At 66.3% G+C, this 18,142-nt stretch carries 16 protein-coding genes, 1 tRNA gene and 1 pseudogene; 11 read left to right on the forward strand and 7 right to left on the reverse strand.

Annotated features, from left to right (window positions below; genetic code table 11):
- The first annotated feature begins 25 nt into the window (after positions 1–25).
- The 3 genes from SOM18_RS00685 to proC all read left to right on the forward strand — a co-directional run bounded on the left by SOM18_RS00685 (position 26) and on the right by proC (position 1,731).
- Positions 26–280 carry an accessory factor UbiK family protein gene (locus tag SOM18_RS00685; RefSeq protein WP_031395657.1) on the forward strand — a complete coding sequence of 85 codons (255 nt, stop codon included), beginning with the start codon at positions 26–28 and terminating at the stop codon, positions 278–280.
- Between the two features lie 97 nt (positions 281–377).
- Positions 378–884, forward strand: a complete 507-nt coding sequence (locus tag SOM18_RS00690) for a YbjN domain-containing protein (protein ID WP_031395656.1) — start codon at positions 378–380, stop codon at positions 882–884.
- A gap of 31 nt (positions 885–915) precedes the next feature.
- Positions 916–1,731, forward strand: a complete 816-nt coding sequence (proC, locus tag SOM18_RS00695) for a pyrroline-5-carboxylate reductase (RefSeq protein WP_031439328.1) — start codon at positions 916–918, stop codon at positions 1,729–1,731.
- Here the strand turns inward: proC and SOM18_RS00700 are convergent, their stop codons facing one another.
- A complete protein-coding gene (locus SOM18_RS00700) occupies positions 1,732–2,220 on the reverse strand; it encodes a MarR family transcriptional regulator (RefSeq protein WP_031395654.1) in 489 nt (162 codons plus the stop codon).
- Between the two features lie 106 nt (positions 2,221–2,326).
- On the opposite strand from SOM18_RS00700, the gene SOM18_RS00705 reads away from it, so the two are divergent.
- From SOM18_RS00705 to SOM18_RS00715, 3 genes are all read left to right on the forward strand, one after another.
- Positions 2,327–3,406 carry a branched-chain amino acid aminotransferase gene (locus SOM18_RS00705; protein WP_031439329.1) on the forward strand — a complete coding sequence of 360 codons (1,080 nt, stop codon included), beginning with the start codon at positions 2,327–2,329 and terminating at the stop codon, positions 3,404–3,406.
- Positions 3,407–3,458: 52 nt separating this feature from the next.
- Positions 3,459–3,533 (forward strand) — tRNA-Gln (locus SOM18_RS00710).
- 66 nt (positions 3,534–3,599) lie between these two features.
- Positions 3,600–4,028 carry a DUF1810 domain-containing protein gene (locus SOM18_RS00715; RefSeq protein WP_031439330.1) on the forward strand — a complete coding sequence of 143 codons (429 nt, stop codon included), beginning with the start codon at positions 3,600–3,602 and terminating at the stop codon, positions 4,026–4,028.
- Between the two features lie 21 nt (positions 4,029–4,049).
- Here the strand turns inward: SOM18_RS00715 and SOM18_RS00720 are convergent, their stop codons facing one another.
- A complete protein-coding gene (locus tag SOM18_RS00720; protein WP_031439331.1) occupies positions 4,050–4,712 on the reverse strand; it encodes a Fe2+-dependent dioxygenase in 663 nt (220 codons plus the stop codon).
- 92 nt (positions 4,713–4,804) lie between these two features.
- On the opposite strand from SOM18_RS00720, the gene SOM18_RS00725 reads away from it, so the two are divergent.
- Entirely contained in the window at positions 4,805–5,113 is a 309-nt protein-coding gene (locus SOM18_RS00725; protein WP_152555363.1) for a hypothetical protein, read from the forward strand.
- A gap of 110 nt (positions 5,114–5,223) precedes the next feature.
- Here SOM18_RS00725 and SOM18_RS00730 read toward each other — a convergent pair.
- Together SOM18_RS00730 and SOM18_RS00735 are read right to left on the reverse strand one after the other, a co-directional pair.
- Positions 5,224–7,320, reverse strand: a pseudogene (locus tag SOM18_RS00730) (prolyl oligopeptidase family serine peptidase).
- Between the two features lie 58 nt (positions 7,321–7,378).
- On the reverse strand, positions 7,379–8,506 hold the full coding sequence (locus tag SOM18_RS00735) for a lactonase family protein (RefSeq protein WP_031440098.1): 1,128 nt from the start codon (positions 8,504–8,506) through the stop codon (positions 7,379–7,381).
- A gap of 108 nt (positions 8,507–8,614) precedes the next feature.
- Here SOM18_RS00735 and SOM18_RS00740 point away from each other — a divergent pair, with 108 nt between their 5' ends.
- The 4 genes from SOM18_RS00740 to SOM18_RS00755 all read left to right on the forward strand — a co-directional run bounded on the left by SOM18_RS00740 (position 8,615) and on the right by SOM18_RS00755 (position 13,561).
- Positions 8,615–9,994: an AarF/ABC1/UbiB kinase family protein gene (locus SOM18_RS00740; RefSeq protein ID WP_320481155.1), complete on the forward strand. Its 1,380-nt coding sequence runs from the start codon at positions 8,615–8,617 to the stop codon at positions 9,992–9,994.
- Between the two features lie 156 nt (positions 9,995–10,150).
- Positions 10,151–12,511, forward strand: a complete 2,361-nt coding sequence (locus tag SOM18_RS00745; RefSeq protein ID WP_031439262.1) for an FdhF/YdeP family oxidoreductase — start codon at positions 10,151–10,153, stop codon at positions 12,509–12,511.
- A complete protein-coding gene (locus tag SOM18_RS00750; protein WP_031439261.1) occupies positions 12,508–13,302 on the forward strand; it encodes a formate/nitrite transporter family protein in 795 nt (264 codons plus the stop codon). The genes SOM18_RS00745 and SOM18_RS00750 overlap by 4 nt, the downstream gene beginning before the upstream one ends.
- A gap of 7 nt (positions 13,303–13,309) precedes the next feature.
- Positions 13,310–13,561: a hypothetical protein gene (locus SOM18_RS00755; protein WP_031439260.1), complete on the forward strand. Its 252-nt coding sequence runs from the start codon at positions 13,310–13,312 to the stop codon at positions 13,559–13,561.
- A gap of 125 nt (positions 13,562–13,686) precedes the next feature.
- On the opposite strand, the gene SOM18_RS00760 is transcribed toward SOM18_RS00755, so the two are convergent.
- From SOM18_RS00760 to SOM18_RS00770, 3 genes are all read right to left on the reverse strand, one after another.
- Entirely contained in the window at positions 13,687–15,753 is a 2,067-nt protein-coding gene (locus SOM18_RS00760; RefSeq protein WP_031439259.1) for a catalase, read from the reverse strand.
- A 104-nt stretch (positions 15,754–15,857) separates the two neighbouring features.
- Positions 15,858–16,121: a hypothetical protein gene (locus SOM18_RS00765; protein ID WP_152555360.1), complete on the reverse strand. Its 264-nt coding sequence runs from the start codon at positions 16,119–16,121 to the stop codon at positions 15,858–15,860.
- A 98-nt stretch (positions 16,122–16,219) separates the two neighbouring features.
- Positions 16,220–18,136, reverse strand: coding sequence for an alpha-L-fucosidase (locus SOM18_RS00770; RefSeq protein ID WP_320481156.1), 1,917 nt, complete (start codon positions 18,134–18,136; stop codon positions 16,220–16,222).
- Positions 18,137–18,142: the final 6 nt, after the last annotated feature.

Consider the following 18,142-nt stretch of genomic DNA (forward strand, 5'->3'; position numbering starts at 1 on the left):
GCAAGTTACTAGCAGGATGATGACAATGCAGTCCGAAAACCGGATGTTCGACGATTTCGTGAAGGTCCTCAACGGCGCCGCTGGAACCTTTGCCGGTGTCGGCCGCGAAGCGCAGTCTGGGGTTCGCGAGCGTGCTCGTGAATGGCTCGGCGGCCTCGATTTCGTAAGCCGTGAGGAGTTTGATGCGGTGAAATCGATGGCGGCCGCCGCGCGCGACGAAAATGACGCGCTGAAGGCCCGGCTCGACGCTCTCGAAGCAAAAATGCAGGTCGGCGTCTGACTTTTCCACAGATTTCTGGGCATTCGGATCGAACGGGGTTGTCGGAGCATTTTTGCCCCGGCACCCTTTGTCGCGTGACAGGGAGTGCCAGGACGTAATGATGCTCGACCACGCCGACCATGACCAAGACGACGCTGCTCCCATCGACATGCTCGAAGCCTATTATGCTGCGCATGGATGGGAACATGAACGTCACGATGACGAGATCGTCGCGACCGTAAAGGGCAGCTGGACGACCTACGAACTGCGCGCCTTGTGGCGCGAGGACGACAGCGTGCTGCAGTTCCTGGCGTTTCCGGACATCAAGGTGCCCGATGAACGGCGTCAGGCGGTTTACGAGACGATCGGCCTCGCCAACGAGCAGCTCTGGATCGGCCATTTCGAACTCTGGTCGACGAGCGGAATCCTTTTGTTCCGTCACGCGGCGATGGTCGATGGCGGCGAGGATGGGACGATGTCGCTTTCGGCCGCCGAACTGCTTGTCGAATCGGCGATCGAGGAATGCGAGCGTTTCTATCCAGTGTTCCAGTTCGTCCTGTGGGGCGGGAAGACGCCGGCGGACGCGCTTGCCTCGGCGCTGATCGAAACCCAGGGCGAGGCGTGATCGCGCGCGTTTCCCCGGGCGCGGCGTGCCGATGACCGGGCGGATCCTGATGATCGGCTGTGGCAATATGGGCGGGGCGATGCTTGCCCGCTGGCTTGCCGACGGCCTTTCACCTGACAGCGTGACCGTCGTCAGCCCCAGTATGCGCGTGATGCCACCCGGTGTGCACGTCGTCGCCGCGGTGCCCGACCCCGACGACTTTTCCGCTGAAACCGTCATGCTCGCGCTGAAGCCGCAGCAGCTCGGCGCGCTGAAGACGCCCGAGTTCTCGCGCTATGCGCCAAAGCTGCTGATCTCGATCCTCGCGGGGGTCGAGATTGCCGCACTCCAACCTCTGTCCCAGGCGCAGACGGTGGTTCGGGCGATGCCCAACCTGCCGGTTGCGATCGGCCGCGGCGTGGTTGCGCTGCACGGCGCGACGGATGACGGCGCGGCGCGTGCGACCGCGGAGGCGTTGATGACGCCGCTCGGCCTGGTCGAGTGGATCGCCGCGGAGGCGCAGTTCGATGCCGTCACCGCGCTGGCGGGATGCGGGCCGGGTTTCGTGTTCCGTTTTGCCGACGCGCTGGCCAAGGCGGGGCAGGCGCTCGGCCTGCCGGCGGATCAGGCGGCGCGACTCGCGCTCGCCACGCTCGACGGATCCGCGCGGATGGCAGGCGCAGCCGATGTTTCGCCGGCGGTGCTGGCGGACCGGGTTGCGAGCCCGGGTGGATCGACGCGGGAAGGCTTGAACGTGCTCGACGACGGCGATGCGTTGGTCACCCTGATGTCCCGCACGCTGGCGGCGTCGGCACGGCGCAATGCGGAGATGGCGGCAAACGCCCGCGGCGACCTTGCGCCGCTTTAGTCAGCCGCGCAGCTTTATCACCTGCTCTCGTTCCTCTTCGGGGATCAGGCCTTCGAGCACCGCCCAATAGCCCGCAACCGCGCCGTGGCCGGCGTGATTATAGGCTGCGGACATCTTCTGTCGCGCAGCTTCGAACAGGTCGCTCTCCATCTTGCTGCCGACTGGCGTCAAGCGCAGCAGTCGCTGACGCCGGTCACGATCGCCGGGACGGACCTCGATAAAGCCGCGATCGCTGAGTTCGTTCAGCACGCGACCGAGTGACTGTTTGGTGATCGCCAGCAGCGACAGCAGTTCGCTGACCGTCATGTCCGGTTTGCGGGCGATGAAATACAGGGCGCGGTGGTGCGCGCGCCCCAGCCCCTGCTCCGCGAGCCCCGCATCGATCGATCGGACCAGATGGCTCTGACCGAAGTACAGGAGTTCCATGCCGCGACGCAGTTCGGGTTCGCGAAGAAACAGGGGTGAAGCGGGTGATGCTGAGGCAGCCATGTTGACCGGTTTAGTCTTCGGTCCTAGTCGACGGCAAGCCGTGGAAAGAGAGAAAAATTCAATGCATCCTCCGTTGTCGCAGGCCTCATCGTCCCCAGACGCGAGCATGACATTTTCGTTCGAACCGTGTGGCGATCCGGTCGCTGCGAACGAGCGTGCGCAGCGCCTGATCGATCCCGGCTTCGGCCGGGTCTTTACCGACCATATGGCGATGATCCGCTTCAGTGACGCGAAGGGCTGGCATGATGCCAGGATCACGACGCGCGCGCCGATCATGATGGATCCCGCATCGTCGGTTCTGCACTATGCGCAAGAAATCTTCGAAGGAATGAAGGCCTATCGACTCGCCGATGGCGGCACCGCGCTCTTCCGGCCCGAAGCCAATGCGCGGCGTTTCCAGGATTCGGCACGCCGGATGGCGATGCCCGAGCTTCCCGAATCGCTGTTCCTCGAATCGGTCGAGCGGCTGGTCCGGACGGATCAGGACTGGATTCCCGACAGCGACGGCGGCGCGCTGTATCTGCGGCCGTTCATGTTCGCGAGCGAGGTGTTCCTGGGGGTCAAGCCGAGCGCCGAATATCTCTACATGGTGCTCGCCTCGTCGGTCGGTGCCTATTTCAAGGGCGGTGCCTCCGCGGTCTCGATCTGGGTCAGCCAGCATTATACGCGTGCGGCACAGGGCGGCACGGGCGCGGCGAAGTGCGGCGGCAACTACGCCGCCAGCCTGCTCGCGCAGAAGGAAGCGATCAGCCAGGGCTGTGACCAGGTCGTCTTCCTCGATGCGGTCGAGCGCCGCTGGGTCGAGGAACTCGGCGGCATGAACGTCTTCTTCGTCTTCGAGGACGGCAGCCTGTCGACCCCCGCGCTCACGGGCACGATCCTGCCCGGCATCACCCGCGATTCGATCCTGACGCTGGCGCGGGCGCAGGGGATCACGGTGCGCGAGGAGCCCTATGCGATCGACCAGTGGCGCGCCGACGCGGCGAGCGGCAAGCTTGTCGAGGCGTTCGCCTGCGGCACCGCCGCGGTCGTGACCCCGATCGGGACCGTCGCGTCGCCCGAGGGCCGCTTCACGATCGGCGGCGGCGAGCCGGGCGCGATGACGCTGCGGATCCGCGATTCGCTCGTCGCTATCCAGCGCGGTCTGGCGCCGGATGCCAATGGGTGGGTCCATCGACTCGATTAAGACGCGATAGGGCTTTTCTCGTCGGGGCGCGCCGCTATAAGGCCGCCTCTGCTGGGGCGTCGCCAAGTGGTAAGGCAGCGGCTTTTGATGCCGCCATGCGCAGGTTCGAACCCTGCCGCCCCAGCCAGTCCTTCCTGCGTCCATCTATTCTCCCATATGTGGGGAGCCGAGGATTGAGTGAAAGCAGGCGGTGATGACCCATCCTTATGATCTTGAACGGTTCGTCACTGCGCAGGCGGCAGTCTACGAGTCCGCGCTTGCCGAGATACGCCGCGGCGCCAAGCGTAGTCACTGGATGTGGTTCATCTTCCCGCAGATTGCCGGGCTCGGACGAAGCCCGATGGCGCAGCATTATGCGATCGTGTCACTCGAGGAAGCGCGGGCCTATCTTGCGCATCCGGTGCTCGGGGCGCGTCTGCGGCAGTGCGTGGAAGCGCTTGACGCGCTGACGGGGACGACCGCCCGGGCCGTTTTCGGTGAGATCGATGCGATGAAGCTGCGATCGTCGCTGACGCTGTTTCGCGAGGCGGGGGCCGGTCCGCTGTTCGGCGCAGCGCTCGATCGCTGGTTTGCCGGGACGAGCGACGCGGCCACGCTTGCTCTCATCGACAGACCAAGCTGACGGCGATCCACGCCGCGCCGCTCAGTCCTCGGCCCAGCGCCGGAGCAGGTTGGATTGCGTCTTGGCGAGCAGGTCGAGTTCGGGCGTCTTGCCCAGCCGCTCGAACAGCGCGTGGCGGGCGGTTTCAAGATCGAACAGCAGTTCCCGCGCATCCGCGTCCCGAACGAGGCTCCGGACCCAGGTCACCGCGGCAAGCCGCTCGCCCGACACGACCGGCGCCACGCGGTGCAGCGAGGTCGTCGGATAGCAGACCGCCGAGCCCGCGGGCAGCTTGACGTCCTGTTCGCCGGCGGCGGACTCGATCACCAGTTCGCCGCCGTCATAATCCTCGGGTTCGCTGAGGAAGACCGTCACCGACACATCGGTCCGCATCCCGCCCATGATCGCATCGTCGACATGGCTGCCATAGGCCATGCCCGCATCATAGCGGCTGAAGAGCGGCGGGCGGACGACATGCGGCCGCGTCGCCATGCGGAACAGGGCATTGTCGAGCAACCGCTCGACGACGAGGTCCTGCATCTCGGCGAGCAACGGGTCGCCGCGGTCGACCTGTTCGTTGCGTTTGACCGGGCGTGCCTCGCGCCCCGCCGTCCGTCGGCCGTCGACATAGCGGGTCTTGCGCATATTATCTCGCAGCCACTGGAGATTGTCCGCATCCAGGACGTTGGCAATCATGATCATCATGGGAAATCTCGCAAATCCGGCATGAAGCCAGGTGACGCGCCCCTAACAGGTCAGTGCCTTCCCGGCCAACGCGTCGGGACCGAGGAGATAGTATGCGTACGAAATTGTGGATGGGCGTCGGCGCCTTTGTGATCGCGCAATCGGGCCAAGCCGTCATCGGCGACGCGGCCGCCAAGCCAATGCCGTCGCCAGCTCAGCAGGTCGGTGAGGGTGAAGGCGAGGGTGAAGGTGAAGGACGGCGGGTCGTCCGGTCGGGCAAGGTTCGGCATGCGGTGACATCGCCGCGGCGCGCGCGCGCGGTGCAGCAGCAGCGTGGCCAGCGCGGCGAAGGCGAATATGAGGGCGGCGAGAACGAGCGCGGCGAAGGTGGCGAAAACGAGGGTGGCGAGGGCGAACGATGAGCCGGCTACGCCGCTTGGCGTAATCAGCACTGCCGCACGGATCGGAGTGATCCGTGCGGCAGTAACGAGACTGCACCATGGGCATCGCCCCGGCGGTGACGAACGGACGGTCAGTCGGTGCGTAATCCGCTCGGCTTGGCGCGATAGCGATCGAACCAGGCGATAATCGCGGAGGCCTTTGCCGCGGATTGCGACGGCCGTGCGGTGAAGCCGCCGTGGCTCGCACCCGGCACCTTGACGAGCGCGGTCGGTATGCCGCGGATCTGCAGCGCGGCGTAATATTGCTCGGATTCCGAAACGGGCGTGCGGTAGTCGTCACTACCCACCACGACCAGGGTCGGTGTCTTGACGTTGCCGACGAGACTGAGCGGCGAGCGGTTCCAGTAACTCATCGGATCCTCCCATGGCAGCTTGGTGAACCAGTAGCGCGAGGTAAACAGCGTGTTGTCCATCGTCAGCGCCTCGCTTGCCCAGTTGATCACCGGCTTTTGCGTCGCCGCGGCCCTGAACCGGTCGGTCTTGCCGACGATCCAGGCGGTCAGGACGCCGCCGCCCGATCCGCCGGTGACGAACAGATTGTCGGCATCCGCGGTCCCGTCCGCGATCGCCGCATCAACCGCGGCGATCAGGTCGCCATAATCGTCGGACGGGTATTTCTTGTCGATCAGATTGGCGAATTCGGCACCGTAGGAGGTCGAGCCGCGCGGGTTGGTCCACAGCACCGCATAGCCCGCCGCGGCATAGAGTTGCATGTCGGTGGCAAACCCAGGGCCATAGGCGCTGTTCGGCCCACCATGGATTTCCAGGATCAGCGGCACGCGCTGGCCGAGCGTGCGATTGGCGGGCGTTGCGAGCCACGCGTCGATCGCGCGGCCATCGGGCGCGGTCACCGCGATCTTGCGGATCGGCGCGAGCGTCTTGGCGCCGGTCATCACCGCGTTGAGCTGCGTCAGCCGCCGTGACTTGCCACCGCTCGACACCCAGACATCGGCGGGAGCGCTGCCGTCGCCGCCGGTATAGGCGATCGTCCCGCCCCTCGCGACGGAGAACTCGCCCCCGGTATAGGGCCGGTCGAGCCCGCCGCCCGCGACGTTGTCGACCAGCGGCGTCGTCCTGCCGTCGAGGCCGATGCGCGCGATCCGGCGCTGCCCGTGATCGTCATAGCTTGCGTAAAGGCTGCGCCCGTCGGCGGCCCACACCGCATCCTCGACCCCGCGATCGAGCGCGGCGGTCAGCGAGCGCGGGCTGCCGGCGTTGCGGTCGCCGAGGTAGAGCTGGGTATTCTCGTAACTGCGCCGCTTGTCATCGAAGCCGAGCTACGCGATCCGCGTGCCGTCGGGAGAGATCCACGGCTGCGCATCGGGGCCGTCGCGGGTCGTCAGCGTCCGCATCGCGCCGCTCGACGTGTCGACCGCGATGAGATCCGAGTTCATCACCTGCCGCTCGGCATCGGGCCCGCGGATCGCGGCGAACACGATCCCGCGGCCGTCGGGCGTCCATGACAGGGGGCCGCCGTCATCGAATGCGCCGAAGGTGAGCTGCTGCGGCGCGCCGCCGTCCGCCGCGACGACGAACAGATGATCGCGGCCGGGCTTCACATAGCCGGGGCCATCGTTGCGATAATTGACGCGGTCGATCACCGTCAGCGGCTCGGCCCATTTCGCCCCCTCGGGCTTGGGCGGCGCCTTGCCGAGCGTCGTCGCCTCGCCAGCAACGGTCGCGACGTAAGCGAGCCGGGTGCCGTCGGGCGACCAGGCGAGCGCCTGCGGATCGCCGGGAAAGCCCGTCACCCGCGCGCTCGTGCCGGTCGCGATCCAGCGAACGAACAGTTGCGACTGTTCGCCGTCGCGCGCGGCATAGGCGACGCGCGTGCCGTCGGGAGACCAGCGCGGGTCGGACCCTTGCGCAGCGAACGGCGACTGGCGACCGGTCGCCACGTCGATCAGCCAGAGCGACGACTGGACACGGTCGGTCATGACGTCGGCGGTGCGGCGGACATAGACGATCGTTCGTCCGTCAGGGCTGATCTGCGGGTCCGCTGCGATCGCCAGGCCGAACAGGTCGGCACCGGTGAAGCGCCGCGTCGGGGCGTCGGCCGGGGCCGCGATCGGCTGCTGCTGCGCGACGGCGGGGGCTGCCGACAGCAGGGCGAGAACGAGGGTGAGGCGCAAGCACGGCTCCTTTGACGATGATCGAGGCGCGATCATGCCCGATCCCCCGGCCCGTGCAAGGGCAGGGGCGGGGGCGCCACCGGTCGGGTGATCGTCAGCCAGTCGACGCGAGGAACACCGCCCCGGGGACGCGCAGGGTCTGATCGGTCGGAGAGAGACGGCCGCCTTTGCCAAGCGCCATGACCGCGATCGTGCCCGACCGCTCGTTCGCGACGAGCATCTGCCGCTGATCCTCGAGCAGCAGGAAGATGCGCGGCCAATGTCCGCCGGCGGCGATGTGCTGGACGAGGGTCGGCACTCCGTCGCGATCGAGCGCGAACACCGCGATACTGTCAGCGCCGCGGTTCGAGACGTAGAGGTGCCGGCCGGCGCGATCGATCGCGATGTGCGCGGCCTGGGACGACCCGACATGGTCGCCGGGCAGGGTGGACAGCTGCGTGCGGGTGGTGAAACGACCGTCCGGCTGTGCATCGAGCATGGTCACGGTGTTGGCGAGTTCGGCAACGACATAGGCGCGTGGCAGGCGGGGATGCCAGACGAGGTGGCGCGGTCCCGTTCCCGGCGGCGCGCGCCAGGCCGGGACCGGTGCGGCAAGGCTGCGCGCTCCCGGATCGAACCGATAGGCGAAAATCGTGTCGGCGCCGAGATCGACCGAATGCAGCCAGCGCCGATCGGGGCTGAACCCGACCCAGTGCGCATGCGGCCCCTCCTGACGGCTCTTGTCGGGGCCGGTCCCTTCATGGCGGAAGATCGTCGGTTCGCCCGGCGCGCCGGTCGCGGGATCGATGCGGTAGAAGCCGACACTGCCGCTCGAATAATTGGCGATGGCGAGGCAGCCGGACGCGTCGTCGAACGCGGCATGGCAGGGATCGGCACCACCCGATGGCATCGTGCCGCGCGCTTTCCAGTCGGGCGTGAAGCCGGTCACCGATCCTTTCGCCTGCTCGCGCAGGACGTACCAAAGCCCGGTGCGGGGTGCCCGCACCGCAAACGACGCGTCCTCGATCCCGGCGACCGGCGGTTCGACCTGCCAGCGATTGCGCGCCCGGTCATGCGACAGCGTGTACAGGCCCTTGCCGCCCTCGCGCGCATAGGTGCCGACGAGCACGCGGGCGTCGCGCGGCGATGGCGGTGCGGCGCGCAGACCGGTGGCGAGCGTCGCGGTCGCCATGCCGGAGAGCAATGTGCGGCGGGTGATGTTATTGAAAACAGGTGGCGTCATGGATGGCGGTCCGATGGTTGATCCTCCACCCCAGCTTACCATCTAAGAAGCGGTCTCGTGCAAGGGGCTCTCCAGACCGAGGATAGACCGACGAGCGAAGATCCTGTCATGCCCGGTACGGAGCTGGGCGCTGAACGAAATCCACACGCTGATAACGAGGCTGTCTCGGACGCAGGATCGCAATCGCGTGGCGGGCGGTCGATCCCGCGGGGCCGGCTGTCGCGGCTCGGCGTGTTCGGGCGGCTGGCCGGCGGCGTCGCGGGCGGGGTCGTCGCCGAGGGGGCCCGGCGGCTCGCGAGCGGCGAGCGTCCGCGCATGTCGGACCTGCTGCTGACCCCCGCCAACGCGGTGCGCGTCGCGGACCAGCTTTCGCATCTGCGCGGTGCGGCGATGAAGCTCGGCCAGATGGTGTCGATGGACGCGGGCGACATGCTGCCGCCCGAATTGGCGACGATCCTCGCCAGGCTGCGCAACGATGCGCATCACATGCCGCCCGCGCAGCTCGACCGGGTGCTCACGGCCGAATGGGGGAAGGACTGGCGCCGCCGCTTCGCGCATTTCCAGGCGCATCCGGTCGCGGCCGCATCGATCGGTCAGGTGCACCGGGCACGGCTCCCCGACGGACGCGTGCTGGCGATCAAGGTGCAATATCCGGGCGTGAAGGACAGCATCGACGCGGATGTCGACAATGTCGCGACGCTGCTGCGCGTGTCGGGGCTGCTGCCCAAGGAACTCGACATCACACGGCTGCTTGGTGACGCGAAACAGCAATTGCACGACGAGGCAGATTATGTCCGCGAGGGCGAGATGCTGGAACGCTATCGCGCGCTGGTGGGCGATGATGCGGGGCTGGTCGTCCCGCAACTCGAGCCGACATTGTCGACGCCGCGCGTGCTGGCGATGGAGTATATCGACTGTACGCCGATCGAGAGTCTCGAGACCGCACCCCAGGACGTACGCGATACGGCCATGGAGCGGTTGATAAGGCTCACGCTGCACGAACTGCTCGACTGGCGGCTGATGCAGACCGATCCCAATTTCGCGAATTATCGCTGGCAGGCCGAGACGGGACGGATCGTCCTGCTCGACTTCGGTGCCGCGCGTGCGGTGCCGCAGGTCGTGGCGGACGGGTATCGCCGGCTGCTGGCCGCGGGGCTCGCCGGACAGCGCGACGCGGTCCGCGACGCAGCCGTGCAGGCGGGCTTTCTGGGCGAGGCCGCGGTCGTGGGGCATCGGCCGCAGATCGACCGCATGATCGACGTGATCCTGGCAGAGATGAACCGGACGGGGCCGTTCGACTTCGGCGATCGCAGCTTCGTCTCGGTACTGCGGGACGAGGGCGCGGCGATCGCACGCGACCGGTCGACCTGGCATATTCCTTCGGCCGACATGCTGTTCGTGCAGCGCAAGATCAGCGGTACCGCGCTGCTCGCGGCACGGCTGAAGGCGCGCGTCGACGTGCGGGCGATGGTCGAACCTTATTGCTAGTCAAATGAAAGCCGTACTGACCTATAAAGGCGATCACCGGCTGCGATTTTCCTGTTTTGGCACTTATGCTGCGGCGCGGTATCGCGACTCCAAACGTTAAGGCTGCATGGACCCGGGCAATTTCCGCGGTGACACGCCCGATTTGGAGATTTGAGTATGCGTAACAAGCGTCCCGACGGGATTGTCGACTATACGGGCCCGGCCGGTGGCTGGGGTGCGCTCAAGGCGGTTGCCACGTCGTTGAAGGCCCAGCAGATCGTCGTGCGGGGCGGGCAGACGCTGCTGAAGTCCAACCAGCCCGACGGGTTCGACTGTCCGAGCTGCGCCTGGCCGGACCCCAAGCATACCTCGTCGTTCGAATTCTGCGAGAATGGCGCCAAGGCGGTGGCATGGGAATCCACGGCCAAGCTGATCGGCGCCGACTTCTTCGCCAAGCACAGTGTCGCCGAGATCTGGAAGCAGAGCGATCATTGGATCGAGGATCAGGGTCGCGTCACCGAACCGTTGCGCTACAACGCCGCGACCGACCATTATGAGGTCGTGACCTGGGCGGAGGCAATGTCCGCGATCGGTGCGGGGCTTGCCGCGGTGCCGGATCCGAATCAGGCCGAATTCTATACTTCGGGCCGCTGCTCGAACGAGGCGGCGTTCCTCTATCAGCTGTTCGTGCGGCTATACGGGACCAACAATTTCCCTGACTGTTCGAACATGTGCCACGAGGCGACGTCGGTCGGCCTCCCCAAATCGATCGGGATCGGCAAGGGCACGGTCAGTCTCGAGGATTTCGACCATGCCGACCTGATCCTGTCGATCGGCCATAATCCGGGGACGAACCATCCGCGGATGATGGCGACGCTGCGCGAGGTGTCGCGCCGCGGTGGCAAGATCATCGTGTTCAATCCGCTGAAGGAACGCTCGCTCGAACGCTTCGAATCGCCGCAGTCGGTGGTCGAGATGGCGACGATGTCGGCGACCCAAATCGCGAGCTCCTATCTACAGGTGAAGGTCGGCGGTGACGCCGCAGCGTTGAAGGGTATCGCCAAGGCACTCGTCGCGCTCGACGAGGCGGCGCGCGCGAGCGGCAGCGAACCCGCGCTCGACCATGCGTTCATCGCCGAGCATACCGACGGGCTCGAACCCTATATCGCCGATCTTGCACGGACCGACTGGGCCGATATCGAACAGGCGAGCGGCCTGCGTCGGGCGGATCTCGAGGACGTCGCGCGGATCTATGCGTCGTCCAAGGCAACAATCGCCTGTTACGGCATGGGGATCACTCAGCACCGCACCGGGACCAGCAACGTCCAGCAGCTCGCGAACCTGTTGCTGCTGCGCGGCAATATGGGCCGCCCCGGCGCCGGGATCTGTCCGCTGCGCGGGCACAGCAACGTGCAGGGCGACCGGACGGTCGGCATCACCGAACGCCCGATGCCGTTGCTGCTCGACCAGATGAAGAAGGTCTTCAACTTCGAACCGCCGCGCGAGCATGGCCATTCGGTGGTCGAGAGCATCGCCGCAATGCGCGACGGCACGGCCAAGGCGATCGTCTGCCTCGGCGGCAACCTGGCCATCGCGTCGTCCGATCCGCAGGCGTGCGCCGAAGGGTTCCGCAATCTCGATCTGGCGGTGCACATCACCACCAAGCTCAACCGCACCATGCTGTTGATGGCAAAGGACACCTATATCCTGCCATGCCTGGGCCGGACCGAACTCGACACGCAGGCCGGTGGCCCGCAGTCGGTCACCGTCGAGGATTCGATGTCGATGGTTCACGCGTCGCGCGGCTTCCTGATGCCGCCGGGCGAGAATGTGAAGTCGGAGATCTGGATCGTCGGCGAGATCGCCAAGGCGACGCTCAAGGGCAAGGGCGATATCGACTGGGATGCCTATGTCGCCAATTACGACCTGATCCGCGACAAGATCGAGGCGGTGTTCCCCGATTTCGCCGATTACAACGCGCGCATCCGCAAGCCCGGCGGGTTCCATCTGCCCAATTCCGCCGCGATGCGGATCTGGAAGACGAGCAGCGGCAAGGCGAACTTCATCGTCGCCGAGGGGATCGAGGAAGACGAAACTGCAAACGCGCCGGACGTGCTTCGTCTGACGACATTGCGTGCGCACGATCAGTATAACACGACCGTCTACAGCCTCGACGACCGGTATCGCGGTGTTTTTGGCCGTCGCGACATCCTGTTCATGAACGAGCGTGACATGGCGCGGCTTGGCTATGCGGAGGGCGATGTCGTCGATGTCGCCACCGCGTTGCAATATGCGCATCCCGACCGCGTCGTGCAGAAGCTGACCCTGGTTCGCTATGCGCTGCCGGACGGGTGCATCGCATCCTATTATCCCGAGACGCAGCCGCTGATCGCGCTCGAGGATCATGATCCGCAGAGCTTCACCCCGTCCTACAAGTCGGTGCCGGTGACGGTGCGGCGGGCTGGCGGGGATGTCGGTGCGGAGCGCGGCGTGGCGCGTGCGGGGGTCGTCGGCCAGAGCCAGGCCGCTATGGCATGAGCGCGGGATACGCGCCGACGATCGACACCTATGCGACGCTCGCGGCGGCGAAGGCTGCGGCGTGGCGTCGCTCACCGGTTGGCTTCTTTGCGGGCGCGATCCTGGCGGGAACCTATATCGGGATCGCCATGATCCTGGCGATCAGCGCGGCGGCGGGGCTTCCTCCCGGCGTCCGGCCGCTGGTGATGGGCGCGACGTTCGGGATCGGCTTGATCCTGACGGTATTCGCCGGCGCCGAGCTGTTCACCGGCTATGTCATGTATCTTGGCTTCGGCCTGGCGAAGCGGACCATCAGCTATGGCGAGGCGATCACGCTGGCGAGCGTCGTCTGGGTGGGCAATCTGGTCGGCGGCGTCCTGTTGTCGGCGATCTTCGCGATCGGCGGCGGCGGGGCCGTGTTCGCCGATGCCGACACGATGTTCAACGCCTATGTCCAGCACAAGGTCGAGGCGGACGGGATCGCGTTGTTCGCACGGGCGATCCTGTGCAACTGGCTCGTCTGTCTCGCGATCTGGACCGCGGCGCGGATGAAGGGCGATGCGGCCAAGTGCATTGCGATGGCCTGGATCCTGCTCGCTTTCGTTGCTGCTGGTTTCGAGCATTCGGTCGCCAACATGACCGCGCTCACGCTCGGCCTCATGGCGCCGCATCCGGTGATCGATCTGGCGGGCACGGTGCACAATCTCGTCGTCGTGACGGCGGGAAACACCATCGGCGGGCTGGTCTTCGTCGTCTTCGGGTACATGCTCGCGGCCAGGACGGATGCCGCGGCACCGCCCGCGGCGGACTGACGCGCACTTGGCCCGGAAGCATTATCTCACCGCGACGCTGCCCGATGGCTATGTGAAGACGATCGGGCCCACGGCGACGGCGTTCACGCATTACTGGCGGATCGTCGCGGTGCTGGAGAATGGGAAGACCGAGGTGTTCTGGGGGCACAGCAAGTCGCTGGCCGAAGCGAAGAAGAAGCGCGTCGCGGCCGAGGAGGCGGCGATCCAGCGCGGCTGGCGATCGCACGCTTTCGAAATCGTCGAACTCGTTCGCTCCTAGACCGTCCACGCGTACAGCTGGGCCAGACGCGAAACGGCCGCCCCGCACATGATGTGCGGGGCGGCCGTTCCTCTATCCGACGAATGAGACCACGCGCGAATGGCGTGATCTCATTCTCGTGCCGGTCAGGCGAGCATGCGGACGCTAGGCTCACGATCCCAATAGCGCTTTGCACCCGCGGTCGCGATGTCGGCCAGCGCCACCACACCCGCATCGGGCTCCACGCCGGCCTTGTCGAGAAGCGGCTTGGCCGCATCGCTGGCCCCGATCGCCTTCAGATGACCGAACGCATCCATGACCCACTGGACCGCCGCGCCTTCCTTCAGGAGCATCTTGCACCCGTCGGCCGACAGAACGACCGCCACCGCGTCGAAGATTTGCGACGGGCTGCCCGCAAGCTGGCCCTGTGCCTTCTTCATGCTGCCATCGGCAAGCTTGGCGCCACCGACCTTGGGCGCGACCAGCACCGGCTTGCCGCCTGCACCCTCGACCGCCGCGACGACCGCGTCGATCTCCGCGCCATCCGACCCGTCGGCAATCAGGATCCCGACCTGACGGCCCTGGAGCGTCTCCTTCATGTTCTTCTGGATCGACAGAGCCGGGCTCGGTGGCATGTCGACCGGCGCACGGAACGCCGGATTGGCAGCCGGCAGGGGGATGCCGAGACCATCGGCAACGCGCGTCGCCAGTTCCTCGTTCACGTTGCGCAGGTTTGCGACGGTGCGCTCCTGAACATGCGCGAGGCCTACCTTCGACAACTCGAAAGTGAAGGCGGATGCGATGTGCGCCTTTTCATTGTCGGTCGCGGACACCCAGAACAGCCGTGCCTGGCTGTAATGGTCACCGAACAGTTCGGCGCGCATCCGCAGCTTCTCGCCCTGCTCGTCCGCACCGGTCGGGTTCGTCGTCGTCACGAAGCCGTTCGGCGACTCGCGCGGACCACCGTCTTCGCCGACAACCGACAGGCTGTTCGGCTCGTAATTGGCACGACCCTTGGGCACCTTGGTCTGCATCATGCCGTCACGCTGGAAATTGCCAGCGGGGCTGCGCGGTGCGTTGACCGGGATCTGATGGAAGTTGGTTGTGCCGAGACGTGACTTCTGCGTGTCGAGATAGCTGAACAGGCGGCCCTGAAGCAGCGGATCGTTCGAGAAATCGATGCCGGGGACGATGTTCGTCGGCAGGAATGCGACCTGCTCGGTCTCAGCGAAGAAGTTGTCGACATTGCGGTCGAGCACCATCCGGCCGATGATCCGGACGGGAACGTCCTCCTCAGGGATCAGCTTGGTCGAATCGAGCACGTCATAAGGCTGTGCCTCGGCGAATGCCTTGTCGAACACCTGGATGCCGAGCTCCCACTCGGGGAAGTCGCCGGTGTCGATCGCTTCCCACAAGTCACGACGATGATAGTCGTTGTCCGCGGCCTGGAGCTTGAGCGTCTCGTCCCAGATCGTCGACTGGAGACCAAGTTTCGGCTTCCAGTGGAACTTGACGAAGCTCGACTTGCCTTCCTCGTTCACGAGCTGGAACGTGTGAACGCCGAAGCCTTCCATCATCCGCAGCGAACGCGGCAGGGTGCGGTCGGACATCGCCCACATCTGCATGTGCGTCGATTCCGGAGTCAGCGATGCCCAGTCCCAGAAGGTGTCGTGCGCCGAACCCGCCTGCGGATAGGCACGGTCGGCCTCCATCTTCACCGAATGGATCAGGTCCGGGAACTTGATCGCGTCCTGGATGAAGAACACCGGGATGTTGTTGCCAACGAGATCCCAATTGCCCTCGGTTGTGTAGAACTTGACCGCGAAGCCGCGCACGTCGCGCGGGGTGTCGACCGAACCGGCGCCGCCAGCGACCGTCGAGAAGCGCGTGAAGAGCTCGGTCTTCGTGCCCTTCTTGAACACCGCCGCCTTGGTCAGGTCGGAAATATCGTCGGTCGCCTCGAAATAGCCGTGCGCACCCGTTCCGCGCGCGTGGACGATCCGCTCGGGGATCCGCTCGTGATCGAAATGGAAGATCTTCTCGCGGAGCACGAAATCCTCGAGCAGCGTGGGACCACGCGCGCCGGATTTCAGGCTGTTCTGGTTGTCGGACACGGGCACGCCGTGATTGGTGGTCAGGACGGGGACGTCGCCGCCTGCCTGCTGATGCGTCTCACCACCGTTGCCGGGGTTGCGCTGTTCGGTGTCGCTCATTGCGGATCCTTGCTGTCGAGGACGAAGTTCGGGGGCTCAACGTGCGATCCACCAGACCGGGTCCATGCAGGCGGCAAGGAATCGGCCTGCTTCATGTTAGGGGATCAGGTCGTGGGCGACGGATGTTGCCCGGACCACGCCGAACCGAGTCCGTTTCCAGCAGGTGCCCGGAATCGCCGGAGTTTTTTCGCCGACCGCCAGAGCAGAAGCAGGCCGATCGCGAACAGGAACAGCGCACCGAACAGGAAGGCGAGGTAGAATCCCGGCGCAAGCCAGGCGGATCGTATCACCGGCCCGGCGGCTGCGACGTCCGCGGCGGCCCCTGCCATGCTGGTCATCGGCGTTGCACTGGTTTCGATCGCTGTCATGGCGTGTCCCCGGCCGGACCGGCACCGTCGCGGCACCGGATCCGACCTGAGGTATGCCCGCGATTTATTGCACGCGTGGGACAGGCCGTATCATTGCGTCACCCGCTACGCGGCCGGAACGCGCCGATCCCGGCAATTGCGAGGCGACGGGCGGGAATCGCGGTCTCGGCAAAGCTGAGGCGGAGCAGGCGGGCGGTGACCGGAGCAGCAAACGCAATGCGCTGAGTCGCGAGCGCATAGGCGATGTTGGGCAGTTCGCCCTTGCCGGCCTCTTGCCAGTCGGTGCCGTCGGTGCTCGTCTCGATCCGGTAGCCCTTTGGCGGCGCGGTGTCTGCCATCACCGCGCGCGACGGCGTCAGGCTGAAGCCGGCAAGCGTCTCGGTCGCGCCGAGGTCGATCGTAACCGAGGCGGGGCTGCCGGGTTTGGGGGCGGGCAGCGCCCAGCTCGTCGCGGTGTCGTTGTCGAGCAGTGCCTGCGCGCCGGGGGCGGAGGCGGCGGCTATCGACCAGCGCGTCGTGGCGACGATGCTCGGGTCCGATGCGACGACGGTGGCGACCGCGGTGGGCGCGACCTGGCGGAAAAGCGCGATCTCGCGGATCGCGGGGCAGGCGGGGGCCTCGAGGATTCGCAGACGCAGGCGGCGGGCCGTGACCGGTGCGGGCAGGCGGATGATCCGCTGCGCGCCGATGCAGGCGTGCTGCGCCAGTTCGCGCCACCGGCCGTCCACTTCGGCATCGACCGCGAACCGCGTCACGCGCAGCCCGAGCGGGAGATATTCGCGCAGGCGGATGAGGTCGAAGGTCCGGCCGGGGGGAAGGTCGAGCACGAGGCTGGGCGTCGTGATCCCGTCGGCGGTCGACCAATAGCTGTCGGCGCGACCGTCGAGGACGTTTGCCGGCGTGAAGCCGGGGCCGCGACTGTGGCTGGCGGTCGCGACCGCGCCCTGGGCGAGGTCGCGCGCGAAGGTGGCGGCCTGCGCGGTGCCGAAGGATTTCAGCACGGCGACGTCGATATCGGCGAGGCGGCCGCGCCGGTCGGGTGGCAGGTTGAGGTTGAGGTTGGTGCCGCGACCGACCGACTCGTCGTACAGCTTTACCAGCCGCGCGGGCGTCTTGACCTTCGCATCCTCGTCGGCGTGAAAGAACCAGCCCGGCCGGATCGAGACGTCGGTCTCGGCTGGCCACCAGAGCGGTGCACCCCGCACGCCCGAATTACCCTCGCTCTGGACATAGGGATGGTTCGGCATGGTCGGCCAGCAGGGATCGCCCGCGACGCCGTCCTCATTGCCGACCCAGCGGACATCAGCGCCGAGCGGATCAAAGGTGCAGGCCATCGGCTGATGCTGATGGACCAGCGCGACAATCGACGGCCAGTTGTAATATTTCGGCGCATCGATCTTCCGCGTGTCGCGCGCGCCGCCATAATAGCCGTCGCCGCCATTGGCGCCGTCGAACCAGAATTCGAACAAGGTGCCATAGCGCGTGCAAAGCTCGACCACCTGCTTGCGGAAATAGTCGACATAGGCCGGCCGGCCATAGTCCGCGTGATTGCGATCCCAGGGCGAGAGGTACAGGCCGAAATCGAGCCCGGCCCGCCTGGTCGCGCGCTCCATCTCGCCGACGACATCGCCCTTGCCGTTCTTGTACGGGCTGTTGCGGATGCAATGCTCGGTCAGCATCGTTGGCCACAGGCAGAACCCGTCATGATGCTTGGCGGTCAGGATGATGCCGCGCATGCCGCCTGCCTTGGCCGCCGCGACGATCTGGTCGGGGTCGAAATCGGTCGGATCGAAGAGCTTGGGATCCTCGTCGCCATAGCCCCATTCGCGATCGGTGAAGGTGTTGATCGAGAAATGGACAAAGGCATATTGCTCGCGCGCATGCCAGGCGAGCTGGCGCTTTGACGGCGTCGCACCCCATGGCTTGGGGGCGGCCGCGCGGGTCGCCGCGAGCGCGGGCGTCGCGGTTGCGGCGATGCCCGAGGCGAGCAGGAGGCGGCGGGAAACTTCGGTCATCATCGT

The sequence above is a fragment of the Sphingomonas sp. CFBP9019 genome (assembly GCF_034045155.1).
Taxonomy (GTDB): Bacteria; Pseudomonadota; Alphaproteobacteria; order Sphingomonadales; family Sphingomonadaceae; genus Sphingomonas; species Sphingomonas aerolata.